We start from the raw sequence: 25,697 nt of genomic DNA on the forward strand, positions 1-25,697 counted from the left end.
ACCTGTAGGAGCTGAGCTTGCTCGCGAAAGCGGTGTGTCATTCAACGAATATGTCGACTGATACGCCGCTTTCGCGAGCAAGCTCAGCTCCTACAGGGTTTTTGTTTCAATCCTCAGGAGAGGGCATGCGCGATTACAAGTGGCTGAACGAATTCTGCTTGAACCGCTTCGGTTCGGCGGCTGAACTGGAAGCCCATCTGCCCGTTCCCAAGACTGCGGCGCAATTATGCAAGATCAGCGACGACCGCTACCTCTCTACCATGGCCTTGCGTGTGTTCCGCGCCGGGCTCAAGCACAGCCTGGTAGATGCCAAGTGGCCGGCCTTCGAAGAAGTGTTCTTCAAGTTCGACCCGGAAAAAGTCGTGCTGATGAGCGCCGAACATCTGGAGCGCCTGATGCAGGACGCGCGGATCATTCGCCACCTGGGCAAACTCAAGAGCGTGCCGCGCAACGCGCAATTCGTACTGGATGTGGCCCATGAAAAGGGCAGCTTCGGTGCGATGATCGCTGATTGGCCGGTGACCGATATCGTCGGATTGTGGACTTTCCTCAAGAAGCGCGGCCATCAATTGGGCGGTCTGTCGGCTCCGCGTTTTCTGCGGATGGTCGGCAAGGACACCTTCGTGCCGAGCTACGACGTCGTGGCGGCGTTGAATGCACAGGACATCATCGACAAGGCGCCGAGCAGTCTGCGCGACCTGGCGTTGGTACAGGACGTGTTCAACCAGTGGCATGAAGAAAGTGGCGGACGGCCGATGAGCCAGATCTCGATGATGCTGGCTTACACCGTCAATCATTAAGACCGGGTCGCCCCATTCGCTGGCAAGCCAGCTCCTACAAGAGCGTCGCAAACCCTGTAGGAGCTGGCTTGCCAGCGAAGGCGTCGGATCAGGCGACGGAGATTTCGCCCTCGCCAGCCAACTTGCGATTCAACTGATACCTCCACCGCACAAACAGCAGCGCCGAGCAGAACACCGCCAGGCTGGCGCCCATTTCCAGCAGACCGAACATCTGCCGGTTCGGGTCGTACGCGGCCAATGCGCCCTTGATGAAATACAGGTTCACCACAAAACACATCCACGAATGCCCGCGCGGGCTGCCGACAATCATGCCGGGCGCCAACAACAGCAGCGGCACCAGTTCAATCAGCAAAATCACCCATGGCCGGGCACCGTGCAGATCGGCGAACAGCAGGTAGTAGATACACAGCAGCCCTACCAGACCAAAAAAACACAGCAGACTGATGACGCGCATGGCCCGAACACGGGGCTCAAGCCATTCGATGGCGGGCAGGATCTTCGGCTTCTTTGCCACCCTCAGCCCTCCAGTTTCTGTGCAGTCTTGGCCAGGCGCATACCCAGCGCGCGGCACAGCGCCACTTCGTGCGCGTCCAGGCCACTTTTGCCATCGGCCCCTGCGTGATGGCTGGCGCCATAAGGCGTGCCGCCGCCCTGGGTTTCCAGTAACGCCGACTCGCTGTACGGCAGGCCGGTGATGAGCATGCCGTGGTGCAGCAACGGCAACATCATCGACAGCAAGGTAGTCTCCTGCCCGCCGTGAAGGCTCGCGGTGGAGGTGAACACGCCGGCCGGTTTGCCCACCAGGGCGCCGGTCAGCCACAGGTTGCTGGTGCCGTCGAGGAAATACTTGAGTGGCGCCGCCATGTTGCCGAAGCGCGTCGGGCTGCCCAGTGCCAGGCCTGAGCAGTTCTTCAGGTCGTCGAGGCTTGCGTAGAGCGCGCCTTCGTCCGGAATATCCGGCGACACGGCTTCGCATTCGGTGGAAATCGCCGGTACCGTGCGCAACCGTGCTTCAAGCCCGGCCTGTTCTACGCCACGGGCAATCTGCCGGGCCATTTCGTTGGTCGAGCCGCTGCGGCTGTAATACAGCACCAGGATGTACGGCGAACTCACGGCAGCAGCTCCAGGATTTGCTCCGGTGGACGGCCGATGACAGCTTTGTCGCCGACTTCGAGAATCGGGCGCTCCATGAGTTTCGGATGGGCAGCGATGGCAGCGATCAACTGCGCCTCGCCGAGGCTGCTATCGGAAAGGTTGAGGGTCTTGTACTCGTCCTCGCCGGTGCGCAGCAGTTCCCGGGCGCTGATTCCGAGCTTGGTCAGCAGGCTCTGGATTTGCGCGGCATCCAGCGGGGTTTCCAGATAGCGGACCACGGTCGGTGTCAGGCCACGAGCTTGGAGCAGTTCGAGCGCACCGCGGGATTTCGAGCAGCGCGGGTTGTGATAAAGCGTCAGATCGGTCATGAGCGGGTCGCATCTTGTGTGAGGTGGCGGCTATTCTAACTGTGCCACGCGTAATCCAGAACCTTGGGAGGCAATGGGTCGCGGCAGTATTCTTTTTTCGATAAGGATCACGACATGACAAGGCGACTGGCAGCAGCATTGGCGATCATCGGGACGTTGATGCTGGGGGGCTGCGGTAACGACTACGGGATCGATCAGAATGGACACAAGGTCGCCGCCGAGCACCTGGACAATCAATGGCTGGTGCTCAACTACTGGGCCGAATGGTGTGGCCCGTGCCGTACCGAGATTCCGGAGTTGAACACCCTGGCCGAGCAGCTCAAGGGCAAGAAGATCGGTGTGTTCGGGGTCAACTTCGACAATGTGCAGGGCGAAGAGCTGAAAAGTGCCAGCGAGAAACTCGGGATCAAATTCACCGTCCTGGCGCAGGACCCTTCAGAGTTGTTCGAACTGCCGCGCAGTGAGGCGTTGCCGGTGACGTACATCATCGATAACAAGGGCAAGGTGCGGGAACAGTTGATGGGCGAGCAGACGGCGGCGGGGGTGATGGCGAAGCTGGAGGCGTTGCAGGCCAAGAATTGAGTGATCGTTCCTACGCAGAACGTTTGATCGTTCCCACGCTCCGCGTGGGAATGCATCCTGTGACGCTCTGCGTCACGATTTGCAAAGGGACGCGGAGCGTCCCGGGCGGCATTCCCACGCAGAGCGTGGGAACGATCGGCTGGGGGAATTAACCCTCTTCGAGCCACCAGCGCAGCGGCTCGCCTTCAGCCGGCCAGAAGCGCATCTGCTCGATCGACGAGACGTCCCAGCGCTGCACGTTTTCCAAGGCCTGAAGGAAGCGTTTTTCCTGTTCCATCAGCGCCGGCGCGCAGAGTTTGCGGGTGCTGCCGACCTTGCCGAAGCTCAGCTTGCTGCCTTCGAGCGTGTACGGTGCAAACCAGTGGTTGCAGCCACCGTTACCGTACGCGCGACCGTCTTCACCGAGGGTGATGGTCAGGTGGCTGTAATCCATCAACGGCCGTTCGCCGATCCACTCCAGGATGTAGCTACGGTTCTGTTGCAATTGCACAGGTTCGGCGGCGCAACCCAGCAGGCTTGCACCGACCATACCCGCCAGAGCGAGGCGTTTCATCACGCAGGCTCCTGGCATTTCGGGCAAAGGTGTTTCTCGCCAACGGACTTCCAGCCCAACTCGGCAATCCGCGCGGCGGCGGCAGGTTTTTCAGCTTTGTTGCCCAGTTTGGCGTCGACCGCGAACTCGAAGCTCAACGCCTTGGCGCAGCTGTCGCAGTTCACTTGCCAGGTGTGAATTGCCAGTTCGCCGAACACCGGACCACTGGCCACCGCGACCCATTGGCCGGGCGGGTTGATCAAGTGGCGAACCGTTTCGACGGTCAGGCGCATGGACAAGTCTTTGGCGCCCTTGAGGGTCACGACCAGCACGTCATTGTTGCGAATCGAGCCGCCGTTGCCGGTAACTTGATAACGCCCCGGCACCAGGGCACGGCATTCGGTGAGGGTGTGTTGCGGGTTCATCAGGCTGTAGCGGAAATCGTGTTCGACCATGGGTCCTCCAAATATGCGCGGTATGCTAGCACGGGCATACGCGCAGCATGGCGCGGGCATATGACCTTCGATCAGGTTCAGTCGCCCTCTACACGATTCTCAGGCGTGCCTGCCATCCAGGCCGCGATATTGTGCAAGGTGGTCGCGGCAATCGCGCCCAAGGCTTCGTGGGTCAGGAAGGCCTGGTGCGCGGTGACGATCACGTTAGGAAAGGTCAGCAGTCGCGCCAGTACATCGTCCTGTAATGGCATGTCGGAACGGTCCTCAAAAAACAGCTGCGCCTCCTCTTCATACACGTCCAGCCCCAGATAGCCCAGTTGACCCTCCTTCAACGCGTCGATCAGCGCGGGCGTGTCCACCAAGCCGCCGCGACCAGTGTTGATCAACATCGCACCGGGTTGCATGTGCGCCAGTGATTCGTGGTTGATCAAATGTTTGCTCTGTTCGTTGAGCGGGCAGTGCAGGCTGATGATCTGCGACTCGGCCAGCAGTTGCGGCAAGCTCAGATAACGGGCGCCCAGTGCTTCGACCTGTGGGTTCGGAAAAGGGTCGTAGGCCAGTAGCTGGCATCCGAAGCCGTTCATGATTTTGGCAAACGTCGCGCCGATCTGCCCGGTGCCGACCACGCCGACGGTCTTGCCCACCAGATCGAACCCGGTCAGCCCGTGTAGGCTGAAATCGCCTTCGCGGGTACGGTTGTAGGCGCGGTGCAAACGGCGGTTCAATGCCAAGATCAGCGCCACCGCATGCTCGGCCACGGCATGGGGCGAGTAAGCCGGTACGCGCACAATCATCAGTCCCAGGCGTTTCGCCGCCGCCAGGTCGACATGGTTGTAACCGGCCGAGCGCAGGGCGATCAGGCGTGTGCCGCCGGCGGCCAGGCGTTCAAGCACCGGGGCGCCGAGGTCGTCATTGATGAAGGCGCAGACTACCTCGTGATGCTCCGCCAACGCAGCCGTATCCAGACTCAGTCGCGCCGCCTGAAAGTGCAACTCGATACCGGCTGGCTGTTCGGCGGCGAGAAAACTGTCGCGGTCGTAAGTCTGGCTGCTGAAAAGAATCGTGCGCATGCTGTCCTCCTGGAGAGTGAATCTTGAAGAGCGTCCCCTCACCCTGTAATTGGATGGACTCGCCCAAGCCGAGGCGTCAATGCGCCACGGTGGCAGTCTAAACAGCCAACGACAGCGAGGGCGAGTCCATGAAAAAGCATACTTCGATTGATCAATCCGTGTCTTCTTCCGATTTGTCGGCCTGCACAACCGTGGCGGTCGATCTGGCCAAGCAGGTCTTTCAGGTCGCCGGTGAAGACGTCCTCGGCCAGGTGCACTACGAGCAGCGGATCAAGTCGCGCGAGGCGTTTTATGAGTTTCTCCGCCAGTTGCCGCCTCATGTCGTGGTGCTGATGGAGACCGGCCCGGGGGCTCAAGCCTGGGCCCGGCAGCTGCAAGACCAAGGCAATCTGGCGCGGATTCTTCCAGCCGGTTTGGTGGCCACACATCGCAGCGGGCCTAAGAATGATCGCAACGATGCGCTGGCGATTCTGCGGGCTGGTCGCGATGAAAAGATCTGCGCAGTGCCGGTCAAAAGCGTTGCGGCGCTGGCAATGCAGGCGTTGCATCGCGCCCGCCAAGGCTATGTGCGTCGACGCACGGCGGTGAGTAATCAGATGCGCGGCCTGCTGCTCGAGCACGGCGTGGCCTTGGCGCAGGGCGATGTGGCGATCAGTCAGAAAATTCCGCGGGTACTGGAAGATGCCACCCAGCCGGTGCCGGGCCTGCTGCGTGAACTGATCGACGAACTGTTGGCCGAGTGGCGCCATTTGGGCGAACGCATCAGCGTGCTGACGGGGCGCCTGGAAGTGGCCGCCAACGCCGACATGACGGCGAAGCGACTGATGACTGTGCGCGGCATCGGCCCAGTCACTGCCACGGCACTGGTGGCCAAGGAAACCAAGCCTGAGCGATTTCCCAATGCCCGCAAGTTTGCCGCGTACTTTGGCATGGTGCCTGACCAGTACAGCAGCGGGCAAACGGTCCGGCTGGGGGACATGACCAAGCGAGGCGATGTGTATTTACGCAGCCTGATGATCCAGGGAGCCCATGCGGTGCTGCAACAACTACGACCTGATTCCCAGCAACCCGATGACCGCCGCTTGTTGCGCTGGATGAGCCGGCTGGGTCGTAAGGAGGCTGCGGTCAGGCTAGCCAACCGCAACCTGCGAATCGTCTGGGTGCTTCTCCAGAATGACCAGACTTATCGTCGCCAGGCTGGTGATGGCCAGCAAGCGACGATGAGCCACTGAGCGACAGAGTTCTGCCACCGAGGTACTAACTGTCCGGCCCTTTGCTGAAAAAAAATTGACCCCAGGTAAGACCGGCGTGGATTGATGCCTTAGCTCCTACTGGCCTTCGAGGCCTGACTGTAATCGGCATACCACGAGCTCTTCCAATTTTGGCCAGAAGCCGAAGACGGCTTCCTCGAATAGGCCTAATACATAGATGCAACGGGGCGGCGGTTTTTCAAAAGCGGGTAGACAGTGGGGGCGAGTCCATACATAGGAGCTGGCTTGCCAGCGAAGGGGCCCCAAAATTCTACGTTGTTCTTGAGGTTGCCTTCGCTGGCAAGCCAGCTCCTACAGGTCTGCGGTGAGCTTAGCGCTTAGGGTTCAGAGCGCTATTGCGCTACATCAAGCATTGATACGCGCCTGGGCGGCCAGGCGATTGATCGCCCGGTCGAGTTCTTCGAGAGCACCAAAGGCCTTCGGGTCCTGTTGTTTAAGAAGGGTCTCACTGCGTTGGCACGCGGCGCGCAGTTGCGGGACGCCGCAATAGCGGGTGGCGCCATGCAGGCGATGGACCCGTTCGATCAGGGCATTGTGGTCATGGCTTTCCTGCGCCTGGCGAATCGCTTCGCGATCAGCCTCCAGCGATGCCAGCAACATCGCCAGCATGTCCGCGGCCAGATCGGCCTTGCCGGCGGCCAGGCGCAAACCTTCTTCGTGATCCAGCACCTGCAGCTCATAGGCGCCGCCGTGGCTGTCGCCGGAGCGTTCCGGACTCTGGTTGCGCAGCGCCAAACCGCTCCACTTCAACACCACTTGCGCCAGTTGCCGCTCGCTGATCGGTTTGGTCAGGTAGTCGTCCATGCCGCTTTGCAGCAATGCACGCTTTTCGTTGGCCATGGCGTGGGCGGTGAGGGCGACGATCGGCAGCGGCGTGCAATGCCGTTCGCTTTCCCACTGGCGGATCGCTTCAGTGCTCTGGCGTCCATCCATGCCGGGCATCTGCACGTCCATCAGCACCAGATCAAAAGTCTCGGTCTGTACCGCTTTGACGGCGGCGTAACCGCTTTCTACCGCAAGCACTTTGGCACCCATGTCTTCGAGCAGGGTCTGCACCAACAACAGGTTGGCCGGGTTGTCGTCGACACAAAGCACTTTCGGTGCACGGCTGGAGACCGGTTCACCGGGCTCGCTGCGGGGCTGTCGTGGGTTGACCAGGTCGGACAGCGCACGCCGCAGCTTGCGCGTGCAGGCCGGTTTGGCCTGGAGCTGGCTGTGGGGGTTGGGCACCGAGAGGTGGAACAGCGTCTGTTCCGTGGTCGGGCACAGTACCAGCACTTTGCAGCCCAGGTGTTCGAGGTCCCAGATGTACTGGTTGAGGCGCTCGGGCGGCATGTCGTTACTGGTGACGCCCAGTACTGCCAAGTCAATCGCCTGATCGGTCTGATGAGCGCCGGTCACGCCATTGGTCAGGCTTTCCAGGGTATTGAACGGGGTCACGGCCAGGCCGCAGTCCTCCAGTTGATGCTGCAACGCCTGGCGGGCCAGTTCGTGGTTTTCCAGCACCGCCACGCGTCGCCCGGACAACGGCGGGCCGGGCAGGTCTTCGGCGTCGTCGCGGGTTTTGGGTAGGCTCAGGCTGATCCAGAACTCCGAACCTTCGCCCGGCGTACTTTCGACACCAATCTCGCCGCCCATCTGTTCGATCAGCCGCTTGGATATCACCAGCCCCAGGCCCGTGCCGCCGGGTTGCCGCGACAGCGAATTGTCCGCCTGACTGAACGCCTGGAACAGCGCGCGCACGTCCTGGTTCGACAGGCCGATGCCGGTGTCCTGGATGCTGATGCGCAGTTGCACGCTGTCTTCGTTTTCTTCCTCAAGCATCGCGCGGGCAACAATAGTGCCTTCGCGGGTGAACTTGATCGCGTTGCTGACAAGGTTAGTGAGGATCTGTTTGAGCCGCAACGGATCGCCCACCAGCGACAACGGCGTGTCGCGGTAAACCAGACTCACCAGTTCCAGCTGCTTGGCGTGGGCGGCAGGGGCGAGGATGGTCAGCGTGTCCTGCAGCAGGTCGCGCAGGTTGAACGGAATATGGTCTAACACCAGTTTGCCGGCCTCGATCTTCGAGAAGTCGAGGATCTCGTTGATGATACCCAGCAGGCTGTCGGCGGATTTTTCGATGGTGCCCAGGTAGTCGAGCTGGCGCGGGGTCAGCTCGCTTTTTTGCAGCAAGTGGGTGAAACCGAGAATACCGTTGAGCGGCGTGCGGATCTCGTGGCTCATGTTGGCGAGGAATTCGGATTTGATCCGGCTCGCCTCCAGGGCTTCCTTGCGCGCCAGATCGAGCTCGATGTTCTGGATTTCGATGGTTTCCAGGTTCTGGCGCACGTCTTCGGTGGCCTGGTCGATGCTGTGCTGCAATTCTTCCTGGGCGTTCTGCAGAGTGCCGGCCATTCGATTGATGCCGGATGCCAGTTCATCCAGCTCCTGGCTGCCTAGGGGGGCAGGCGGGTTTCCAGATGACCGTCCTTGAGCTGGGCCACGGCTTGCTTGATCTGGCTCAATGGCCGATTGATCGTGCGGCCCATGCGCAAAGCCAGCAATGCCGCCCCACCAAGGCCCGCAGCGATCATCATCAGGCTGGCAAACAGGCTGCGGTAGCCGCGCAGCAGCATGCCGTTGTGGGACAGTTCGAGCTCGACCCAGCCCAGCAGGCGGTCGGCTTCATCGGGAATCAGGTCACCGGCCAGGTTGCGGTGTTTGCCGAACACAGGCAGCAAATAACGTGTTGCATCGCTGCCACTGCGGCGCAGCATCTGCGAGCCATCACCCAGTGGCGCCTGATTGAGCATGGTCGGCCCGGCGTGGGCCAGCGGCGTGCGGTTTGGCGCGAGGAAGGTCACGGCGCGCACGTCCGGTTGTTCCAGAGACTCGGTGGCAATACGTTCCAGCAGTTCGGTGTTCTTGTGCCCCATGGCCGGTGCCACCAGCGGCGCCAGTTGCTCGGCGATCATTTCGCCGCGCTGCATGAGTTGGGTTTGCAGGTCGGATTGCTGCATCCAGGTAAAATAGCCGCCCAGGACCAACGCCATCAGGCTGGTCGGCAGCAGGGTCAGCAACAGCACGCGGCCTTTAATTCCCAGGTTCTTGAGCACGCATCTCTCCTGCAACCAGCTATTTATAGACCTGCACATGCGTCCGGCACGCGCCACTTGCGCAGTGTAGCGAGTTGCATGCAGTCAATCCTCGTAAAATTGAAGTCATTCATTCGTCAGTCGGTTCAACACTTTTGCGTGTGGGACAACCCCTTGGGTTGCCCTATGCCGCGCAATCTTGAATAATTATCAACTGAGAATTATTTGCAGATACTCATGACTCCCATCGCTGCCGGCCATCCCCGTATCCTCTCCATCGAAGACGACCTCGTGCTTGGTGCCTATGTTCACGAGCATTTGGGCCGTAACGGTTTTCAGGTGACCTGGTGCCAAAACGGCCAGGAAGGACTGGACGCGGCCCGTCAGCAACCCTTCGATGTGGTGCTGATGGACATTCTGCTACCCGGCCTGGACGGACTCTCGGTGCTGACGAAATTGCGCCAGAGCCATTCCACTCCGGTGTTGTTGATGTCGGCGCTCGGTGCCGAAGCGGATCGTATCAGCGGCTTTCGCCTGGGGGCCGATGATTACCTGCCCAAGCCCTTCAGCATGGTCGAGTTGCGCGTGCGTATCGAAGCGATTCTGCGCCGGGTTGCTCTTGATCGTCGGCCGGCGCCGACGACAATTGCCACGGTGGCGGACAGTCTGCGTTTCGACGATGAACTGTTTGAGGTTTTTTACGGCGAGCAAGCGGCCGGCCTGACCCGCAGCGAGTACCGGCTACTGGAAACCCTGAATCGCAATGGCGATGAAGTATTGAGCAAAGCCTTCCTTTATCAGCATGTGCTGCAACGGGGCTACGCAGCCCATGACCGCAGCCTGGACATGCACATCAGCCAGATCCGCCGCAAACTCAAGGCCATCGGCTACACCGAGCGCGAAGTGCGCACGGTCTGGGGCAAGGGCTACGTCCTGAGTGCCGGCGATGAAATGTAAGTTGCCAGGGCGGCATTCGCTGTTCTGGAAGCTCGCCTGTTTGCTGGTGGCGTTCTGTCTGTTGATGATCTGGCTGAGCTGGTCCTGGGGTCGCTATATGGAAGAGCGCAACCAGTTCCTGTCGGATGAAGCCCGCGGCACTCTGACGCGCTATGCCGGCGAAGCCGAACAGGCATGGCGGCAGCGCCAGCGTGAGGGCGTCGATAGCTGGCTGCAGAGCATGCAGCATCGCGAAAGGAGTTGGATCGGTGCCATCGGCGGTGATTTGCAGTCCCTGGGCAGCCAACCGCTGACGGAAAAGGAAATCGAGCACCTGACCTTTCTGCGCGGCCTGGATTGGCCCATTCACAAGAAAGGCCGGCCGTGGATGCGCGTGCCGTTTCCCGGTGTCCCGTCCGCCGGCAGCCTGGTGATTGAACTGCCCGAGCGTTTTGTTCCCGGGCACTATCGAGTGTTCTGGCGCGTGATCACCAACGGCGTGATTCCGGGTCTGTTCACCTTGTTACTATGCGTTGGCCTCTATCGTTTGTTGGTGATCCCCCTCAATACCTTGCGCGAGCAGGCCAATGCATGGCGCGCTGATCAATTGAATGTGCGGCTGTCGAGTCTTACCACCAATCGTTCCGACGAATTGGGGGAGCTGGGCAGGGCGTTCGATCACATGGCCGAACGCCTGCAAAGCACCGTGGCGTTGCAGCAGCAATTGCTGCGCGATCTTTCCCACGAATTGCGCACGCCATTGAGTCGCCTGCGAGTCGCCAGTGAAAGCGAGCAGGCTCTGGAGCCATTGCGCGAGCGCATCGGCCGTGAGGTCGACGGCATGCAGCGGCTGGTAGAAGACACCCTGCAACTGGCTTGGCTCGACACCGAGCGCACCCGCTTGCCCGACGAAGCGATTCAGGTCCAGGCCTTGTGGGAAATGCTCACGGAAAACGCCTGCTATGAAAGCTGTTGGCCCCAGGGGCAGTTGCAATGCACGGTGGATGCGTCCTGCTGGGTACGCGGCCACCTCAATACGTTGGCCCAGGCGCTGGAAAACATGCTGCGTAACGCGATTCGACATTCCCCCAAGGGTGGCATCGTCCACCTTGGCGGACGACGTGATGGCGACTACTGGCACCTGTGGCTGGAGGATCAGGGCGGCGGCGTGGCGGAAGCTGATCTGGAGCGGATCTTCCTGCCCTTCATCCGTCTTGACGGCTCGCGGCCAGGGGATGGCGGGTTTGGGTTGGGCCTGAGCATCGCGAGGAATGCGGTGCAGCGGCAGGGCGGGAAGCTTTGGGCTGAGAACACCGGGGGCGGGTTGCGGATGAATATGCGGTTGGTGGCGGAGGATAGTAGTGCCTGTGATGACGCCTTCGCGAGCAAGCCCGCTCCCACACTGACTGTGTTTCAACCACAAAATCTATGATTACCCAAGACCCTGTGGGAGCGGGCTTGCTCGCGAAGAGGCTCTCCCATCCACCCCATAACCCTGCCTTATTCCGATAAGCCATAAGCACCGCACTTTGCGTGATATGGCCTTCGAAGGTTTGCCGGTATGATAGGCGCCCCCGCAGTCTGGATTGCGAATTACGCCATGACCTTGCAGTACCCAACCATCGCCGATTGCGTCGGCAACACTCCGCTGGTCCAATTGCAGCGCCTGCCCGGTGCCACCAGCAACACCCTTTTGCTCAAGCTCGAAGGGAACAACCCGGCGGGTTCGGTCAAGGACCGTCCGGCGCTGTCGATGATCACTCGCGCCGAGTTGCGCGGGCAGATCCATGCCGGCGATACGCTGATCGAAGCCACCTCAGGTAATACCGGGATTGCGCTGGCCATGGCCGCCGCAATCAAGGGTTACAAGATGATCCTGATCATGCCGGACAACTCCAGCGCCGAGCGCAAGGCCGCGATGACGGCGTATGGCGCCGAGTTGATTCTGGTTACTCAGGAAGAGGGCATGGAAGGCGCCCGCGACCTTGCTCAGCGTATGGAAGCCGAAGGCCTCGGCAAGGTGCTGGATCAGTTCGCCAACGGGGACAACCCTGAGGCGCACTACACCACCACCGGCCCGGAAATCTGGCGCCAGACCGAGGGCACCATCACCCATTTCGTCAGCTCCATGGGCACCACCGGTACCATCATGGGCGTCTCGCGCTACTTGAAAGAGCAGAACGAGAACGTGCAGATCATCGGTCTGCAACCCATGGAAGGTTCAGCGATTCCGGGCATCCGTCGCTGGCCCCAGGAATACCTGCCTAAGATCTACCAGGCCGATCGCGTTGACCGCATCGTCGACATGGCCCAGAGCGAAGCCGAAGATGTGACCCGTCGTCTGGCCCGTGAAGAAGGAATTTTCTGCGGCGTGTCGTCCGGCGGTGCCGTGGCAGCCATGCTGCGTCTGTCCCAGGAAGTTGAAAACGCGGTGATCGTCGCGATCATCTGCGACCGAGGCGACCGTTATCTGTCGACCGGCATTTTCGACGCGCCCAACTGATGGCCAAGCATGAGAGAGGCCTGCGCTTCCAGCCCACGGGCGGCAGCAAGGCCCCGCAAGTCCCGACCGGTAAAAAGCAGCGCCTGACCATCGAGCGCCTGGCCAATGACGGTCGTGGTATCGCGTTTTTCGAAGGCCGCACCTGGTTTGTTCTCGGCGCATTGGCTGGTGAGGATATCGAGGCGCGCGTGCTCGGTGCCCATGGCAAAGTGGTTGAGGCACGTACCGAACGGGTGTTCAAGGCCAGCGAACTGCGTCGCCCGGCGCCGTGCGCCCATGCCGATCGCTGCGGCGGTTGCAGCGTGCAGCATCTGCCACATAACGAACAACTCGCCCTGAAACAGCGCATGCTCGCCGAGCAGTTGTCCAGGGTCGCCGGCGTCGAGCCAGAAGAATGGGCCGCCCCTTTGAGCGGGCCTGAGTTCGCCTACCGTCGTCGCGCCCGCGTCGCCGTGCGCTGGGACATGAAGGCGAAAAAACTCGAAGTCGGTTTCCGCGCCGCTGGCAGCCACGACATTGTCGCCATCGACGAATGCCCGGTGCTGGTACAACCCTTGCAACCGATCATGACCCGCTTGCCGGAAATGCTGCGGCGCCTGAGCAAGCCCCAGGCGCTCGGTCATGTGGAGTTGTTCGCAGGTTCTTCGCTGGCGGTTTTGCTGCGGCACATGGCGCCGTTGTCCGACGCCGACCTAACGATCCTCAAGGATTTCTGTGCGTTCCATGAAGCCCAGTTGTGGCTGCACGGCGACGGCGAACCGCAACCGGTCGAGGCTGCTCAATCGTTGGGCTATCGTCTAGAACAGTGGAATCTGGAGTTGGCGTATCGACCCGGGGATTTTGTCCAGGTCAACGCCGGGGTCAACGAAGCAATGGTTGCCCAGGCACTGGATTGGTTGAAGCCGACTGCGGATGAGCGAGTACTCGATTTGTTCTGTGGCCTGGGCAACTTTGCCTTGCCGCTGGCGCAAACCGTTCGCGAAGTGGTGGCGGTGGAAGGTGTGCAGGTGATGGTCGAGCGGGCAGCTGCTAACGCCATCAGCAACAATCTGCATAACGCGAAGTTTTTTCAGGCCGATTTATCCCAGCCTTTGACCGATGCCGAATGGGCGCGTGAAGGCTTTTCTGCGGTACTCTTGGACCCACCGCGTGACGGTGCTTTCGAGGTGGTTCGCAAGCTCAAGTCGCTGGGTGCCGAACGGTTGGTGTATGTGTCGTGCAACCCGGCAACTCTGGCGCGCGACACGGTCGAATTGATCAAGCAGGGCTACCGGTTAAAACGTGCCGGGATTCTCGATATGTTTCCTCAAACGGCACATGTCGAGGCCATGGCGTTATTTGAAGCGAGCTAGGATGGCTCGTCTGGTCCGACTGGCCCGCCCGTGCAGCCGCACACCAGCCCGACGTGGGCGTACGGGCAACGAAGGTCAGCGATTCTGACGCATTGAATCTGCGTCGTAGGGAAGGTAAGCAAGATGGTACAGGTGAGAGCACACCAGCCGATCAATACCGACGGCAGTATCAATCTCGAGGCTTGGCTCGATCATGCGGTCAGTGTCGATCTGGCACTGGATCGCGAAGCCTTGAAAGAAGCCTGCGAGTACGCTCGCGAGGCCGAACAACAAGCCAATGCGGCGAATAATTTGTGGTCTGAAGGAAACTCGAGTTTCCGCACCGGCCTTGAGATCGCCGAGATTCTCGCCGACCTCAAACTCGATCAGGATTCGCTGGTTGCCGCGGTCCTGTACCGGGGCGTGCGCGAAGGCCAGATCCTGTTGTCGGCGGTCAGCCAGCGCTTCGGTCCACTGGTGGCCAAGCTTATCGACGGCGTGCAGCGCATGGCGGCGATCAGCGACAGTTTGACCCCCCGTAAATCCCTGGTGCTGGGCACTCAAGGCCAGGTGGAAAACCTGCGCAAGATGCTCGTGGCCATGGTCGACGACGTACGCGTCGCACTGATAAAACTGGCCGAACGCACCTGCGCGATCCGTGCGGTGAAAACTGCTGATGACGAAAAGCGCAACCGCGTGGCCCGCGAGGTTTTCGACATCTACGCGCCACTCGCCCACCGTTTGGGTATCGGTCACATCAAATGGGAACTGGAAGATTTGTCCTTCCGTTACCTTGAGCCTGACCAGTACAAGCAGATCGCCAAGTTGCTCCACGAGCGGCGACTGGATCGCGAGCGCTTCATCAGCGACGTGATGAGCCAACTGAAAAACGAGTTGCAGGCCACCGGTGTCGACGCCGATATCAGCGGCCGGGCCAAACACATCTATTCGATCTGGCGCAAAATGCAACGTAAGGGTCTGGAGTTCAGCCAGATCTACGACGTGCGCGCCGTTCGCGTGCTGGTGCCGGAAATGCGCGACTGCTACACCGCGCTCGGCATTGTCCACACCTTGTGGCGGCACATCCCGAAAGAGTTCGACGACTACATCGCCAACCCCAAGGAAAACGGCTACCGCTCGCTGCACACGGCGGTGATCGGGCCCGAGGGCAAAGTGCTGGAAGTGCAGATCCGTACCCACACAATGCACGAAGAGGCCGAACTGGGCGTTTGCGCCCACTGGCGTTACAAAGGCACCGACGTCAAATCCGGCTCCAATCACTACGAAGAGAAAATTTCCTGGCTGCGTCAGGTGCTCGAGTGGCATGAAGAGCTGGGCGACATCGGTGGTCTGGCAGAGCAGTTGCGGGTCGATATCGAACCCGATCGCGTGTACATCTTCACCCCGGACGGTCACGCCATCGATTTGCCGAAGGGTGCGACACCGCTGGACTTCGCCTACCGCGTGCACACTGAAATCGGTCACAACTGCCGGGGCGCCAAGATCAACGGGCGTATCGTGCCGCTCAACTACAGCCTGCAAACCGGTGAACAGGTCGAGATCATCACCAGCAAGCACGGCACCCCGAGTCGCGACTGGCTGAACCCGAATCTGGGTTACGTCACCACGTCACGGGCACGAGCAAAGATCGTTCACTGGTTCAAGTTGCAGGCACGCGATCAGAACGTCGCCGCCGGTAAAACCCTGCTGGAACGTGAACTCAATCGCCTCGGTCTGCCGGCTGTGGATTTCGACAAGCTGGCCGACAAGGCCAACATGAAAACCGCCGAGGACATGTTTGCCGCGCTCGGTGCCGGCGACTTGCGCCTGGCGCAACTAGTCAACCTGGCGCAGCAACTGGTCGAACCGGAGCGCGGCAATGAACAGCTGGAACTGATTCCGCGCAAGGCCACCGGTTACAAACCGGGCAAGCGTGGCGACATTCAGATCCAGGGCGTGGGCAACCTGATGACCCAGATGGCGGGCTGCTGCCAGCCGCTGCCGGGGGATGCGATCGTCGGTTACATCACCCAGGGGCGCGGTGTCAGTATCCACCGACAGGACTGCGCCTCGGTGCTGCAGTTGGGTGGCCGAGAACCAGAGCGAATCATTCAGGTCAGCTGGGGGCCGGTGCCGGTGCTCACTTACCCGGTGGACATTGTCATTCGCGCTTACGACCGTTCGGGACTGCTGCGTGACGTTTCCCAAGTGCTGCTCAACGAGCGGATCAACGTGCTGGCGGTCAACACCCGCTCGAACAAAGAGGACAACACTGCGTTGATGTCCCTGACCATCGAGATTCCGGGCCTTGATGCGCTGGGGCGGTTGCTGGGGCGGATTTCCCAATTGCCGAACATTATCGAGACACGGCGTAACCGAACCCCATGACACCGCCCCCTGTAGGAGCGAGACTTGCCCGCGAAGGCTGCATACCTGACACACCGCCTTCGCGGGCAAGCCTCGCTCCTACAGGGTTGGCGATTTCCGTGGCAATTACGACATGTTTGGACGAGATGATCGATGTACAAACTTGAAGACCTGCTACATCTGATGAACCGTCTGCGCGACCCACAGTACGGTTGCCCGTGGGACATCAAGCAAACCTACGCCACCATCGTCCCGCATACCCTTGAGGAAGCCTACGAAGTCGCCGACGCCATCGAGCGTGGTGACTTCGATCACTTGCAGGGTGAGCTGGGCGATCTGCTGTTTCAGGTGGTTTATTACAGCCAGTTGGCCCGGGAAGAAGGGCGCTTCGAATTCGATGGCGTGGTGGACAGCATCACCCGCAAGCTGATCCGCCGTCATCCTCACGTTTTCCCCACTGGTGATCTGTATGCGCCGCTGGACGTTCCGCGTCTGAGTGAAGAGCAGGTCAAGCAGCGCTGGGAGGAAATCAAGGCCGAAGAACGCGCAGAGAAATCCTCCGCTCCTGAACAGCTCTCCTTGCTCGATGACGTCCCAGCCGCATTGCCGGCGTTGTCCCGATCAGCCAAGTTGCAAAAGCGCGCAGGGCAGGTCGGATTCGACTGGCCGGACGCGTTGCCGGTCCTCGATAAAGTTCGTGAAGAACTGGATGAAGTACTCGAAGCCATGTCTGAAAACGATCCAGCGGCAGTGGCTGATGAAGTCGGTGATCTGCTGTTTTCCGTGGTCAATCTGGCGCGCCACCTCAAGGTCGACCCGGAAACCGCGCTGCGTGGCGCCAACAGCAAGTTCGAGCGACGCTTCCGTTTTATCGAACAGGCATTGCGCGACACCCACCGTCCCATGGAAGATTGCACCCTCGAAGAGTTGGACGCCCTATGGGGCGAAGCCAAACGTCAGGAAAAGAATGTGCCCAGCTGCGGTTGAGCAGTTGCCTAAGTGAGTAATAAGCACCATGAGCATTTCCCTTCGTGACCAGTTGCTCAAAGCAGGGCTGGTCAACCAGAAGCAGGCCAAGCAGGTCAGCAAAGACAAGCAGAAACAACAGCGCCTGGCCCACAAGGGCCAGATCGAACTCGATGATTCCCAGCAGCGTGCGGCCCAGGAAGCCATGGCCGAGAAGGTCAAGCGCGATCAGGAACTCAACCGCCAGCAGCAGGAAAAAGCCGAGGCCAAGGCCCGTGTCGCGCAGATCAAGCAATTGATCGAAGCCACGCGCCTGCCGAAATTGACGACCGAGGACTACTACAACTTCGTCGACGACAAGAAGGTCAAGCGTCTCTCGGTCAACACGCTGATGCGCAACAAGCTCAGCAACGGATCATTGGCCATCGTGCATCACGCCGGCGGCTATGAAGTGATACCTCGGGAAGCGGCCCTGAAAATTCAGGAGCGTGATCCACAACGTATCGTGCAGCTTAACGTGCAGACCGAAGAAGTCGCGTCCGAAGACGATCCGTACGCGGCCTATCAGATCCCTGATGATCTGATGTGGTAAGCCGTCAGAGGCTGTAAGACCCCTCTCATACCGCAATGCTGTTGTAGGAGCGAGCTTGCTCGCGATGGTCGTTAACGATTGCGCGTGTTTACTGGTTAAACGCAGCGCTCTTGAGTCCATCGCGAGCAAGCTTGCTCCTACGCAGAGCGTAGTTCTCGTTGCTGCTCCAGTGCTTCCAGTTCGGCCTTGTAGTTGTGGGCGTCTATCTCGCAATGGAACATCCCGACCAGCAGGTCCTGTTGATGCACATCCCAGATCCGGATTCCGGCGGCCACGACTTCATGGGATTTATGTGAATCGTCGCGTTCAGTTACTTTTACAGTCATCTGCTAGCTCCAATCTCTGTTATCTGCAGCAAGGCATGTGCAGGACTCTGTTATAGGTTTTGTTAGCCTGCTAAGTAAATGACTGAGTTTGGAAAGGGTTTTTTGCAAAAATGGAAACAGTCCTGCAGCCAGTGAAATCCGCGGCATTCAGTCGCAAGGCGTTTGGTTTCATGACAAAAGCTTCATGTTCGTGAGCAGAGTCGGCAGGTTTAACCAAGCACTTGTAGGAGCCAGGCTTGCCGGCGAAAGCGGCCTTGAGTACGCCTTCGCTGGCAAGCCTGGCTCCGACGAGAAGCGATTTGCGGTGACACATTTTTCAGGCACAAAAAAACGCCCCGAACCAGTCGGGGCGTTTTTTGTGCGGCTCAAAGGCGGGGGATTACTTACCCTGCCAGCGCTTGAGTACCAGTGTGGCGTTGGTGCCACCGAAACCGAAGCTGTTGCTCATCACGGTGTTGATGGTGGCGTTTTCGCGGGTCTTGGTCAGCACCGGCAGGTCAGCCACTTCCGGGTCCAGCTCGTCGATGTTGGCGGAGCCGGCAATGAAGTTGCCTTCCATCATCAGCATGCAGTAGATCGCTTCGTGAACGCCGGCGGCGCCCAGTGAGTGACCCGACAGGCTCTTGGTGGAGCTGATGGCCGGAGCCTTGTCGCCAAACACTTCACGCACACCCTTCATTTCCGCGACGTCGCCGACCGGGGTCGAAGTGCCGTGGGTGTTCAGGTAGTCGATCGGAGTGTCGACGGTGGACATGGCCATCTGCATGCAGCGGATGGCGCCTTCGCCACTTGGAGCAACCATGTCGTAGCCGTCGGAGGTCGCGCCGTAGCCAACGATTTCCGCGTAGATCTTCGCGCCACGGGCCAGAGCATGTTCCAGCTCTTCAACCACCACCATGCCACCACCGCCGGCGATGACGAAACCGTCACGGTCGGCGTCGTAGGCACGGGAGGCTTGTTCCGGGGTGTCGTTGCGCTTGCTGGACAGGGCGCCCATCGCGTCGAACAAGAACGACTGGCTCCAATGCTCTTCTTCACCGCCACCGGCGAAAACGATGTCCTGCTTGCCCATCTGGATCTGTTCCATGGCGGTACCGATGCAGTGAGCACTGGTGGCGCAGGCAGAAGCGATGGAGTAGTTCAGGCCCTTGATCTTGAACGGCGTGGCCAGGCAAGCGGAAACGGTGCTGCTCATGGTCCGCGTCACACGGTAAGGGCCGACGCGCTTGACGCCTTTCTCGCGCAGGATGTCCAGCGCTTCCATCTGGTTCAGCGTGGACGCGCCACCAGAGCCGGCGATCAGGCCGGTACGCGGGTTGGACACTTGCTCTTCGGTCAGGCCGGAGTCGGTGATGGCGTCTTTCATGGCCAGGTAGGCGTAAGCCGCCGCGTGGCCGACGAAGCGATAAATCTTGCGATCGATCAGTTCTTCAAGGTTGAGGTCGATGGAGCCGGAAACCTGGCTACGCAGACCCATTTCGGCATATTCCGGGTTGAACCGGATGCCAGGGCGGCTTGCACGCAGGTTAGCGGAGACGGTCTCTTTGTCATTGCCCAGGCACGAAACAATGCCCAGACCAGTGATAACGACGCGGCGCATGCGGATAACCCTTAGAAGTTGTCAGTGGAGGTGAATACGCCGACCCGGAGGCCTTCGGCGGTGTAGATTTCGCGACCGTCGACAGTGACCGAACCGTCGGCGATGGCCAGGTTCAGCTTGCCCTTCAGGACGCGCTTGATATGAATGTTATAGGTGACTTTCTTGGCGGTCGGCAGGACCTGGCCGAAGAACTTCACTTCCCCCGAACCCAAGGCGCGACCGCGGCCCGGCAAGCCTTGCCAGCCGAGGAAAAAACCGACCAGTTGCCACATGGCGTCGAGGCCCAGGCAGCCCGGCATCACCGGATCGCCTTCGAAATGGCAGGCGAAGAACCACAGGTCCGGATTGATATCCAGCTCGGCGACCAATTCACCTTTGCCGTACTTGCCACCCTCTTCGCTGATCAGCGTGATGCGATCAACCATCAGCATGTTCGGGGCGGGCAGTTGCGCGTTACCTTGGCCGAACAGCTCACCGCGACTGCAGCGCAGCAGGTCTTCCCGGGTAAAGGCGTTTTGTTTGGTCATGCGAGCTCCTCAATAGTCCCATGCGGCAGGTGGGGTAAATCTTCCCGGCCGATCGATGCGTTCATGCCTCGAACCGGCAGCCTACTCATAGACTATTGCGTTGTGGTGAAAGTCACAGCACCAAGGACATGAATGTACACTTGTGCACTGAAATTTTTATCCAAGCCCCTTTTCGGGCCTGTTCGGGTGCCTAAGACTGCCGCACTTTCGCCTTTCACGCCAGTCGCAGATGCTCGAAAGGCCTGTACTACTGCACCCATCGCTGCAGAATTTGCTGAAGATCAGTACGTTTGAAGGGCTTGGCCAGGTAATCGTTCATCCCCGCCGACAAACAGGCTTCGCGATCACCCTGCAAGGCATTCGCCGTCAGGGCGATGATCGGCAAATCAATGCAACCGGGAAGTCGGCGAATCTGTCGGGTGGCTTCGTAGCCGTCGATGACTGGTAATCGGCAGTCCATCAGAATCGCTTCGAAAATCAGGCTTTCGGCACTGCGCACCGCCTGCGCGCCATCGGCGGCGACGCTGACAGTAAAGCCCAGGCTGCGTAACATCGCTTCGATGACTGTCTGATTGACCGGATTGTCTTCGACCAGCAATACATTGCGGCCTTCGCCATCGTCCTTGCCCGTCGACGCCCGAGGTGCCAGCACTGGCAATGGCTGTTGATAAAGCGCCAGCGGGATTTCCAGGGTGAACACCGAACCACGCCCTTCTTCGCTCTGGGCGCGAAGGGTGCCACCCATGCGTTCGGCCAGGGTTCGGGCAATCGGCAGGCCCAGGCCGGTGCCGCCGTAACGTCTTGAAATAGAACTGTCGGCCTGCAGAAACGCGTTGAACATCAATTCCAGGCTGTCGCTCGCAATGCCGATCCCACTGTCGCGCACGGTGCAGGTGAACCACAGCAATTCATGATCCAGTGACTGCCACTGCGGTTCGATAGAGACGCGACCCTGTTCCGTGAACTTCAGCGCGTTGCCGATCAAGTTGACCAGAATCTGCCGGATCCGCGTTGGATCGCCCTGAACCTGCAACGCTTGCATGTCCTCGGGGATCAGCAATTGCAGATCCAGCCTGCGTTGTGCGGCGCTGTGCTGGAAAGACTGGGCGCAGGCGCCGATCAGGTCGGCGAGGTTGAACGGAATGTGTTCCAGCTCCAGTTCCGAGCGCTCTATGCGCGAGAAATCCAGAATATCGTTGATGACTTTGAGCAGATGCTCGGTCGACTCTGAAGCCAGCGCTGCGTACTCGACCTGCTCCGGCGTCATATCGGTGGTTTCCAGCAGCTGAAGCATGCCCAGTACCCCGTTCATCGGCGTGCGCAGTTCGTGGCTCATCATCGCGAGGAAATCGGATTTTGCGTTGTTGGCCTTCTCGGCCTCTTCACGGGTCTGGATCAACTGCGCCATGGCCTGATGCTGTTCGCGGCTGGCCTGTTCGAGACCACTGGCAAGGTTGTTGATGTGTTGCGACAGGGCGCCCAGTTCGGTGTCGTCGACAATGGGCAGGGGCGTTTTGTAGTCGCCTTCCTGGATCGCCTTGACCGCGTCGCCGATGTCGCGGATCGGTTGTGACAGGCTGCCCGCCAAGCGCCGGGCGAGTACGAAAGTAAATAGCAGAGCGAACAGCGCCAGAATCCCGGCCTTGAGCAGGATCTCCTGCTGACGCTGACTGAACGCATCGTTGGACAAGCCGACGATCACCCGGCCCAGATAATCCTCGGCCGGGGCCGTGCTGGCGACTTTGCTGTTCTGGAAAAAATCATTGTGCAGCGGGATCCGTTGCAACCGCACCGGCGCCTGGAATACTTCAACCTGGTGCGGGCGGGTGTGGATGGCCGATGGTTGTTCGACGTACACCAGAATCCGGTTGGCGCTGTCCTGGATTTCCAGAAAACGCACGTTGGGCGTAGCCAGCGTGGCCTTGAGCAGAGTCTCCAGCACCTCGTTGTTGCCGGAAATCACCCCGTACTCGGTGGCCGGGGCCAGTTGGTTGGCGATGAGTTGGCCCGTGTGGTCGAGCTCCTGTCGCAGGTCCTGGATTCGCACGAAGGTAAAGAAGCTGATCAACAGCAATGTCAGCAGCAGGGCGGGGCCGAGGCTGATGAGCTGGGTCCGGGTGTTGATGTCCCAATGGCGACGGAAGGTCATGGGCGGCGTTCTCTTTCAGCCAACAGTGTTGCGACAGACGCTTCGTTTATCTGTTCAATACCTAATGAACGAGCCACCTGCGGATTGCTTGAGACTTTGAAGCGAGGTGGGTAGTGCGTGCGCGGCCAGGTGGCGGGAGGCTGGTCGAGCAGCTCATCGAGAATCGCCAGCCAATCGCTCTGATCGCTGTAGGTGCTGGCCAGGCTTCCGGCCCTGACGAATCCGGCGTTGGGACCGATCAGCGCCAACTGTCGCGAGTAGCTGCTCAGTAGCAGGTTTTTTGCAGTTTCGGGTTGTACAGATCGGAGTCATCGAGGCCCAGCAGCACATCGCTGCTGTTCAGCAAGGCTTGCAACGGACGACTGTCATGGATGTTGTCCCAGCGCTCGGTGACCACCTCAAGCCCCAGTGGATGAGCAGCCCGACGCAATTCTTTTAACAGAAATTCGCTGTGACGGTCGTACAACACACCGACCCTTTTTACTTGCGGCAGAAGGATTCGGGTCAGGCGCAATTGGCGGTCCAGCGGCGGGTCGCTCCAGAGCAGACTGAGGTACGGGGGCAAGCTTTCGCCAAGATGCTGTTGTGCTTGCAGACGGCTGATACGCAGCACCAGTGTCGCCGGGCCTTGGGCGTCTTGCAGGCGCCAGTCGAGGCTTGGCAAGTCGAGCAGAATCAAACGGATGTCGCCCGCGAGTTCCCCGGGCGAAGGCAGGTTGGCCAGCGGCTGGAAGCGCACGTGATCGCCAGGGCGCAATGCGCGCAGGGCCTGGATGAAGGATTGCACGCCGGGGCTGTCTTCGGCACCGGTCAACAGAATGTCCGCGCCGTTGGCCGACAGGCAGCTCAGCCAGCCGCTGATCACCAGGCACAGCATCGCCAGCAGGTGACCAACACTTGGCGTCTTGCGTGGCGGACAATGTGCCATCTTAAAACGCCAGCTCCGCGCTGAAGTACATCACCCGATGCTCATCGTAGTTGTTGTCGACAAAGGTGGTGGGCTGATTGTCGAGGCGTTGCGCAAGTACGCCGGCCAGTTCCAGGCTGGCCTTGCCCAGGTCAATGCGTTTGGCGATGCGTGTATCGACCCGCTCGAAGCGGTAGCCGTTGAGTGCGTCGTCGCCATAGTAGAAAAGTGCACTGTTCCAGCCATGTCCCCAGTCCCGCAGCCAGCCGGCGGAACCGCTGTTGCGTGCGGTCTGTTGTGTGTCCTGCCGATTGCTCGCGTCGGCATCGACGTAGGCATAGGTCAGGCGCAGTCGGTCGGCATTGCCGATTCTCCAGTCGAGCTGAGTTTCGGCTCCCGAAAAACGTGCAGTGTTGGCGTTGCTTGCAATGAACTGATTGTTGCGCAACGGTTCGCTGATCATGCCGGTGATTTCGTCGTAAAACAGCTTCACGTCGACCGCCAGCCCCCACTCGGCAAAATAGCCGTTGTAACCCAACTCCCGGGAACGCATGTGTTCCTGATCGAGGTTACCCGGGCCGCGGGTCTTGACGAAATAACGGGCACTGGACTGGCCATACGCGCCGGGCTGCAAGTTGGTGACCCGGTAGCTCCAGTTGACGCTGTTCTCGAACATGTCCGGCGAACGGATGGCTTCGGAATACACTGCACGCAAACCATGGCGTGGATTGATCAGGTAATTGACCGCCACTCGCGGGGTCAGCGAACTGCCAATCAACTGTGTGTCTTCGAACATGGCACCACCCTGCAGCAGCCAGTGTTCGCTGGCGCGCCACTCGAGTTGGCCGAATGCCCGCCAGGTGGTGTCATCAAGGGTGCCATTGAAGTAGGTCTCGGAGTCTGCCCGGTCGTAACGATAGTTCAAGCCGCTGACCAGCCGCAGGCTATCGGACAGGCTCAGGGTGTCCTGCAATTCGAGGTCGTAGCGTGACTCTCGGGTGCTTTGGTCGATGTTGCCGCACACGGTCTGTCGGGCGCCGTTGCGCCACTGATCGAGTACCTGATTGGCCAATGCCTGCTGGGCAGGATCGCCGGCGGGTGCGCCGGAGCTGGTGAAACTCTCGATGTTGCGCGCAAGGCGTTCGGTGTAGTTCGGGTTGAGCTGCCAGAGCTCGGTCAGCTGTGGGCTGAATGACACCTCGGCATCACAGGCGCGCCAGGTCTGCTGACGGTCCCAATGCTGGGCCGAGCCCTGAACGTACAGGCTGTGATCGGGATTGATGTCGAGGTTCCAGCGCAGCGAGCCGGCGTAGTCCTTGGCCGTGACGTCGGAATTGTTTCCGGAATTGGTAATCCCTGAAAACACCGGGCGGTAGGTATACGGACGCTGGTTGCTGCCTTCTTTGGCGTTCAACTGCCAATCGATACTATGCCGTTCGTTGAGGGTCTGGCTGACAGCCAGGTTGAAGCGGTTCAAGCGGCGACTGTCGCGGTAATCGGCGCCGTTGCGGTCGGCATCGAAGCCATCGTCCTGCTGGCCGGACAGCGACAGGCGCAAGTCACCATCATTCCAACCCACGCCCTGGCTGGCATAAAAATCGTCGATGCCACGCTGACCGCGAGTGACTTTCATCCGCGTACCGTGGCTGTCCGCCGGGTTTCGCGTAATGATATTGACCACCGCCATCAACGCATTGGCGCCATAGCTGACGGTGTTCGGGCCGCGGAAAACTTCGATGCGTTCGATATCCTCCATGGCCACCGGAATGTCGCTCCAGTCAACCGTGGACAGGCCTGCACGGTAGACCGAGCGGCCATCGATCAGCACCTGCATGCGTCGCGCTTCGGTGGCATTGGTGCCGTGATAGTTCACCGCCGCCTGATTGCCGCTGATGTTGCCGACCATCATGCCTGGCACCAACCGGAGCACTTCGCTAATGTCACGGGCGCCACTGGCGGTGATCAGGGCGTTATCGATCACCGTCATGCTTCCCGGCACGGCGGCCGGCGACTGCTTCAACCGTGTGGCCGTGAGCACTTGTGGCAGCGAGTCGCTGTCGAGGAACAAGTCGTCAGCCAGCAATGGCGAGCTGAAGACCAGCGCCAGTACCAGCGGCGAGTGGGGTGAAGGCGAACCCAGTGACACGACACTTCCCTGTTTATTATTGATGGCGCGCATGTTAACCGAGCCGGATGACTTTTCCAGTCACGATGTCAGCACTTTCCGTGGTTTTATCGGACTT

21 protein-coding genes and 2 pseudogenes are annotated in these 25,697 nt (G+C 60.0%); 10 read left to right on the forward strand and 13 right to left on the reverse strand.

Annotated features, from left to right (window positions below):
• Positions 1–125 precede the first annotated feature (125 nt).
• Entirely contained in the window at positions 126–800 is a 675-nt protein-coding gene (locus CES87_RS08005; protein ID WP_128605704.1) for a DNA-3-methyladenine glycosylase I, read from the forward strand.
• Between the two features lie 88 nt (positions 801–888).
• On the opposite strand, the gene CES87_RS08010 is transcribed toward CES87_RS08005, so the two are convergent.
• The 3 genes from CES87_RS08010 to arsC are packed head-to-tail and all read right to left on the reverse strand — an operon-like array spanning position 889 to position 2,263.
• Positions 889–1,314, reverse strand: a complete 426-nt coding sequence (locus CES87_RS08010; RefSeq protein WP_128605705.1) for a DUF2069 domain-containing protein — start codon at positions 1,312–1,314, stop codon at positions 889–891.
• Positions 1,315–1,316: 2 nt separating this feature from the next.
• Complete coding sequence (wrbA, locus tag CES87_RS08015; protein ID WP_128605706.1) at positions 1,317–1,913, reverse strand: NAD(P)H:quinone oxidoreductase; 597 nt, start codon at positions 1,911–1,913, stop codon at positions 1,317–1,319.
• Complete coding sequence (arsC, locus tag CES87_RS08020; RefSeq protein ID WP_128605707.1) at positions 1,910–2,263, reverse strand: arsenate reductase (glutaredoxin); 354 nt, start codon at positions 2,261–2,263, stop codon at positions 1,910–1,912. Before arsC ends, wrbA begins: the two co-directional genes overlap by 4 nt.
• 114 nt (positions 2,264–2,377) lie before the next feature.
• Here arsC and CES87_RS08025 point away from each other — a divergent pair, with 114 nt between their 5' ends.
• Positions 2,378–2,845, forward strand: coding sequence for a TlpA disulfide reductase family protein (locus CES87_RS08025; RefSeq protein WP_128605708.1), 468 nt, complete (start codon positions 2,378–2,380; stop codon positions 2,843–2,845).
• A 148-nt stretch (positions 2,846–2,993) separates the two neighbouring features.
• On the opposite strand, the gene CES87_RS08030 is transcribed toward CES87_RS08025, so the two are convergent.
• The 3 genes from CES87_RS08030 to CES87_RS08040 all read right to left on the reverse strand — a co-directional run bounded on the left by CES87_RS08030 (position 2,994) and on the right by CES87_RS08040 (position 4,902).
• Positions 2,994–3,398 (reverse strand): META domain-containing protein, encoded by a 405-nt coding sequence (locus tag CES87_RS08030; RefSeq protein ID WP_128605709.1) that lies wholly within the window; start codon positions 3,396–3,398, stop codon positions 2,994–2,996.
• Positions 3,398–3,832 (reverse strand): hypothetical protein, encoded by a 435-nt coding sequence (locus tag CES87_RS08035; protein ID WP_128605710.1) that lies wholly within the window; start codon positions 3,830–3,832, stop codon positions 3,398–3,400. The genes CES87_RS08030 and CES87_RS08035 overlap by 1 nt, the downstream gene beginning before the upstream one ends.
• Before the next feature lie 77 nt (positions 3,833–3,909).
• Positions 3,910–4,902: a 2-hydroxyacid dehydrogenase gene (locus CES87_RS08040; protein ID WP_128605711.1), complete on the reverse strand. Its 993-nt coding sequence runs from the start codon at positions 4,900–4,902 to the stop codon at positions 3,910–3,912.
• Positions 4,903–5,075: 173 nt separating this feature from the next.
• On the opposite strand from CES87_RS08040, the gene CES87_RS08045 reads away from it, so the two are divergent.
• Complete coding sequence (locus CES87_RS08045; protein ID WP_128605370.1) at positions 5,076–6,134, forward strand: IS110 family transposase; 1,059 nt, start codon at positions 5,076–5,078, stop codon at positions 6,132–6,134.
• Positions 6,135–6,518: 384 nt separating this feature from the next.
• On the opposite strand, the pseudogene CES87_RS08050 reads toward CES87_RS08045, so the two are convergent.
• Positions 6,519–9,271 (reverse strand): annotated as a pseudogene (locus CES87_RS08050) (response regulator).
• Positions 9,272–9,487: 216 nt separating this feature from the next.
• On the opposite strand from CES87_RS08050, the gene CES87_RS08055 reads away from it, so the two are divergent.
• The 7 genes from CES87_RS08055 (at position 9,488) to CES87_RS08085 (ending at position 17,945) form a co-directional block, all read left to right on the forward strand.
• Positions 9,488–10,207, forward strand: coding sequence for a response regulator transcription factor (locus CES87_RS08055; RefSeq protein ID WP_128605712.1), 720 nt, complete (start codon positions 9,488–9,490; stop codon positions 10,205–10,207).
• Positions 10,197–11,618, forward strand: coding sequence for a sensor histidine kinase (locus CES87_RS08060; protein ID WP_128605713.1), 1,422 nt, complete (start codon positions 10,197–10,199; stop codon positions 11,616–11,618). Before CES87_RS08055 ends, CES87_RS08060 begins: the two co-directional genes overlap by 11 nt.
• 168 nt (positions 11,619–11,786) lie before the next feature.
• Positions 11,787–12,689, forward strand: a complete 903-nt coding sequence (gene cysM / locus CES87_RS08065) for a cysteine synthase CysM (RefSeq protein WP_128605797.1) — start codon at positions 11,787–11,789, stop codon at positions 12,687–12,689.
• The gene (gene rlmD, locus CES87_RS08070) at positions 12,689–14,041 is read left to right on the forward strand and encodes a 23S rRNA (uracil(1939)-C(5))-methyltransferase RlmD (protein ID WP_128605714.1); all 1,353 of its coding nucleotides are present in this window, start codon (positions 12,689–12,691) and stop codon (positions 14,039–14,041) included. Before cysM ends, rlmD begins: the two co-directional genes overlap by 1 nt.
• Positions 14,042–14,164: 123 nt before the next feature.
• Positions 14,165–16,408, forward strand: a complete 2,244-nt coding sequence (gene relA / locus CES87_RS08075; protein WP_128605715.1) for a GTP diphosphokinase — start codon at positions 14,165–14,167, stop codon at positions 16,406–16,408.
• Positions 16,409–16,540: 132 nt separating this feature from the next.
• Positions 16,541–17,374, forward strand: coding sequence for a nucleoside triphosphate pyrophosphohydrolase (gene mazG / locus CES87_RS08080; protein ID WP_128605716.1), 834 nt, complete (start codon positions 16,541–16,543; stop codon positions 17,372–17,374).
• A 28-nt stretch (positions 17,375–17,402) separates the two neighbouring features.
• Positions 17,403–17,945, forward strand: a complete 543-nt coding sequence (locus tag CES87_RS08085) for a DUF2058 domain-containing protein (RefSeq protein WP_128605717.1) — start codon at positions 17,403–17,405, stop codon at positions 17,943–17,945.
• Between the two features lie 137 nt (positions 17,946–18,082).
• On the opposite strand, the gene CES87_RS08090 is transcribed toward CES87_RS08085, so the two are convergent.
• The 6 genes and pseudogenes from CES87_RS08090 to CES87_RS08120 all read right to left on the reverse strand — a co-directional run bounded on the left by CES87_RS08090 (position 18,083) and on the right by CES87_RS08120 (position 25,600).
• Positions 18,083–18,271 (reverse strand): hypothetical protein, encoded by a 189-nt coding sequence (locus CES87_RS08090; protein ID WP_128605718.1) that lies wholly within the window; start codon positions 18,269–18,271, stop codon positions 18,083–18,085.
• A 379-nt stretch (positions 18,272–18,650) separates the two neighbouring features.
• Complete coding sequence (gene fabB / locus CES87_RS08100) at positions 18,651–19,871, reverse strand: beta-ketoacyl-ACP synthase I (protein WP_044461945.1); 1,221 nt, start codon at positions 19,869–19,871, stop codon at positions 18,651–18,653.
• An 11-nt stretch (positions 19,872–19,882) separates the two neighbouring features.
• Complete coding sequence (fabA, locus tag CES87_RS08105) at positions 19,883–20,398, reverse strand: 3-hydroxyacyl-[acyl-carrier-protein] dehydratase FabA (RefSeq protein ID WP_128605720.1); 516 nt, start codon at positions 20,396–20,398, stop codon at positions 19,883–19,885.
• A gap of 247 nt (positions 20,399–20,645) precedes the next feature.
• A complete protein-coding gene (locus CES87_RS08110) occupies positions 20,646–22,547 on the reverse strand; it encodes an ATP-binding protein (RefSeq protein WP_128605721.1) in 1,902 nt (633 codons plus the stop codon).
• Positions 22,544–23,475: pseudogene (locus CES87_RS08115) on the reverse strand (ABC transporter substrate-binding protein). The gene CES87_RS08110 and the pseudogene CES87_RS08115 overlap by 4 nt, the downstream one beginning before the upstream one ends.
• Position 23,476: 1 nt before the next feature.
• Complete coding sequence (locus CES87_RS08120) at positions 23,477–25,600, reverse strand: TonB-dependent siderophore receptor (protein ID WP_128605722.1); 2,124 nt, start codon at positions 25,598–25,600, stop codon at positions 23,477–23,479.
• Positions 25,601–25,697: the final 97 nt, after the last annotated feature.

This window comes from Pseudomonas sp. ERMR1:02 (genome assembly GCF_002277815.1).
Taxonomy (GTDB): domain Bacteria; phylum Pseudomonadota; class Gammaproteobacteria; order Pseudomonadales; family Pseudomonadaceae; genus Aquipseudomonas.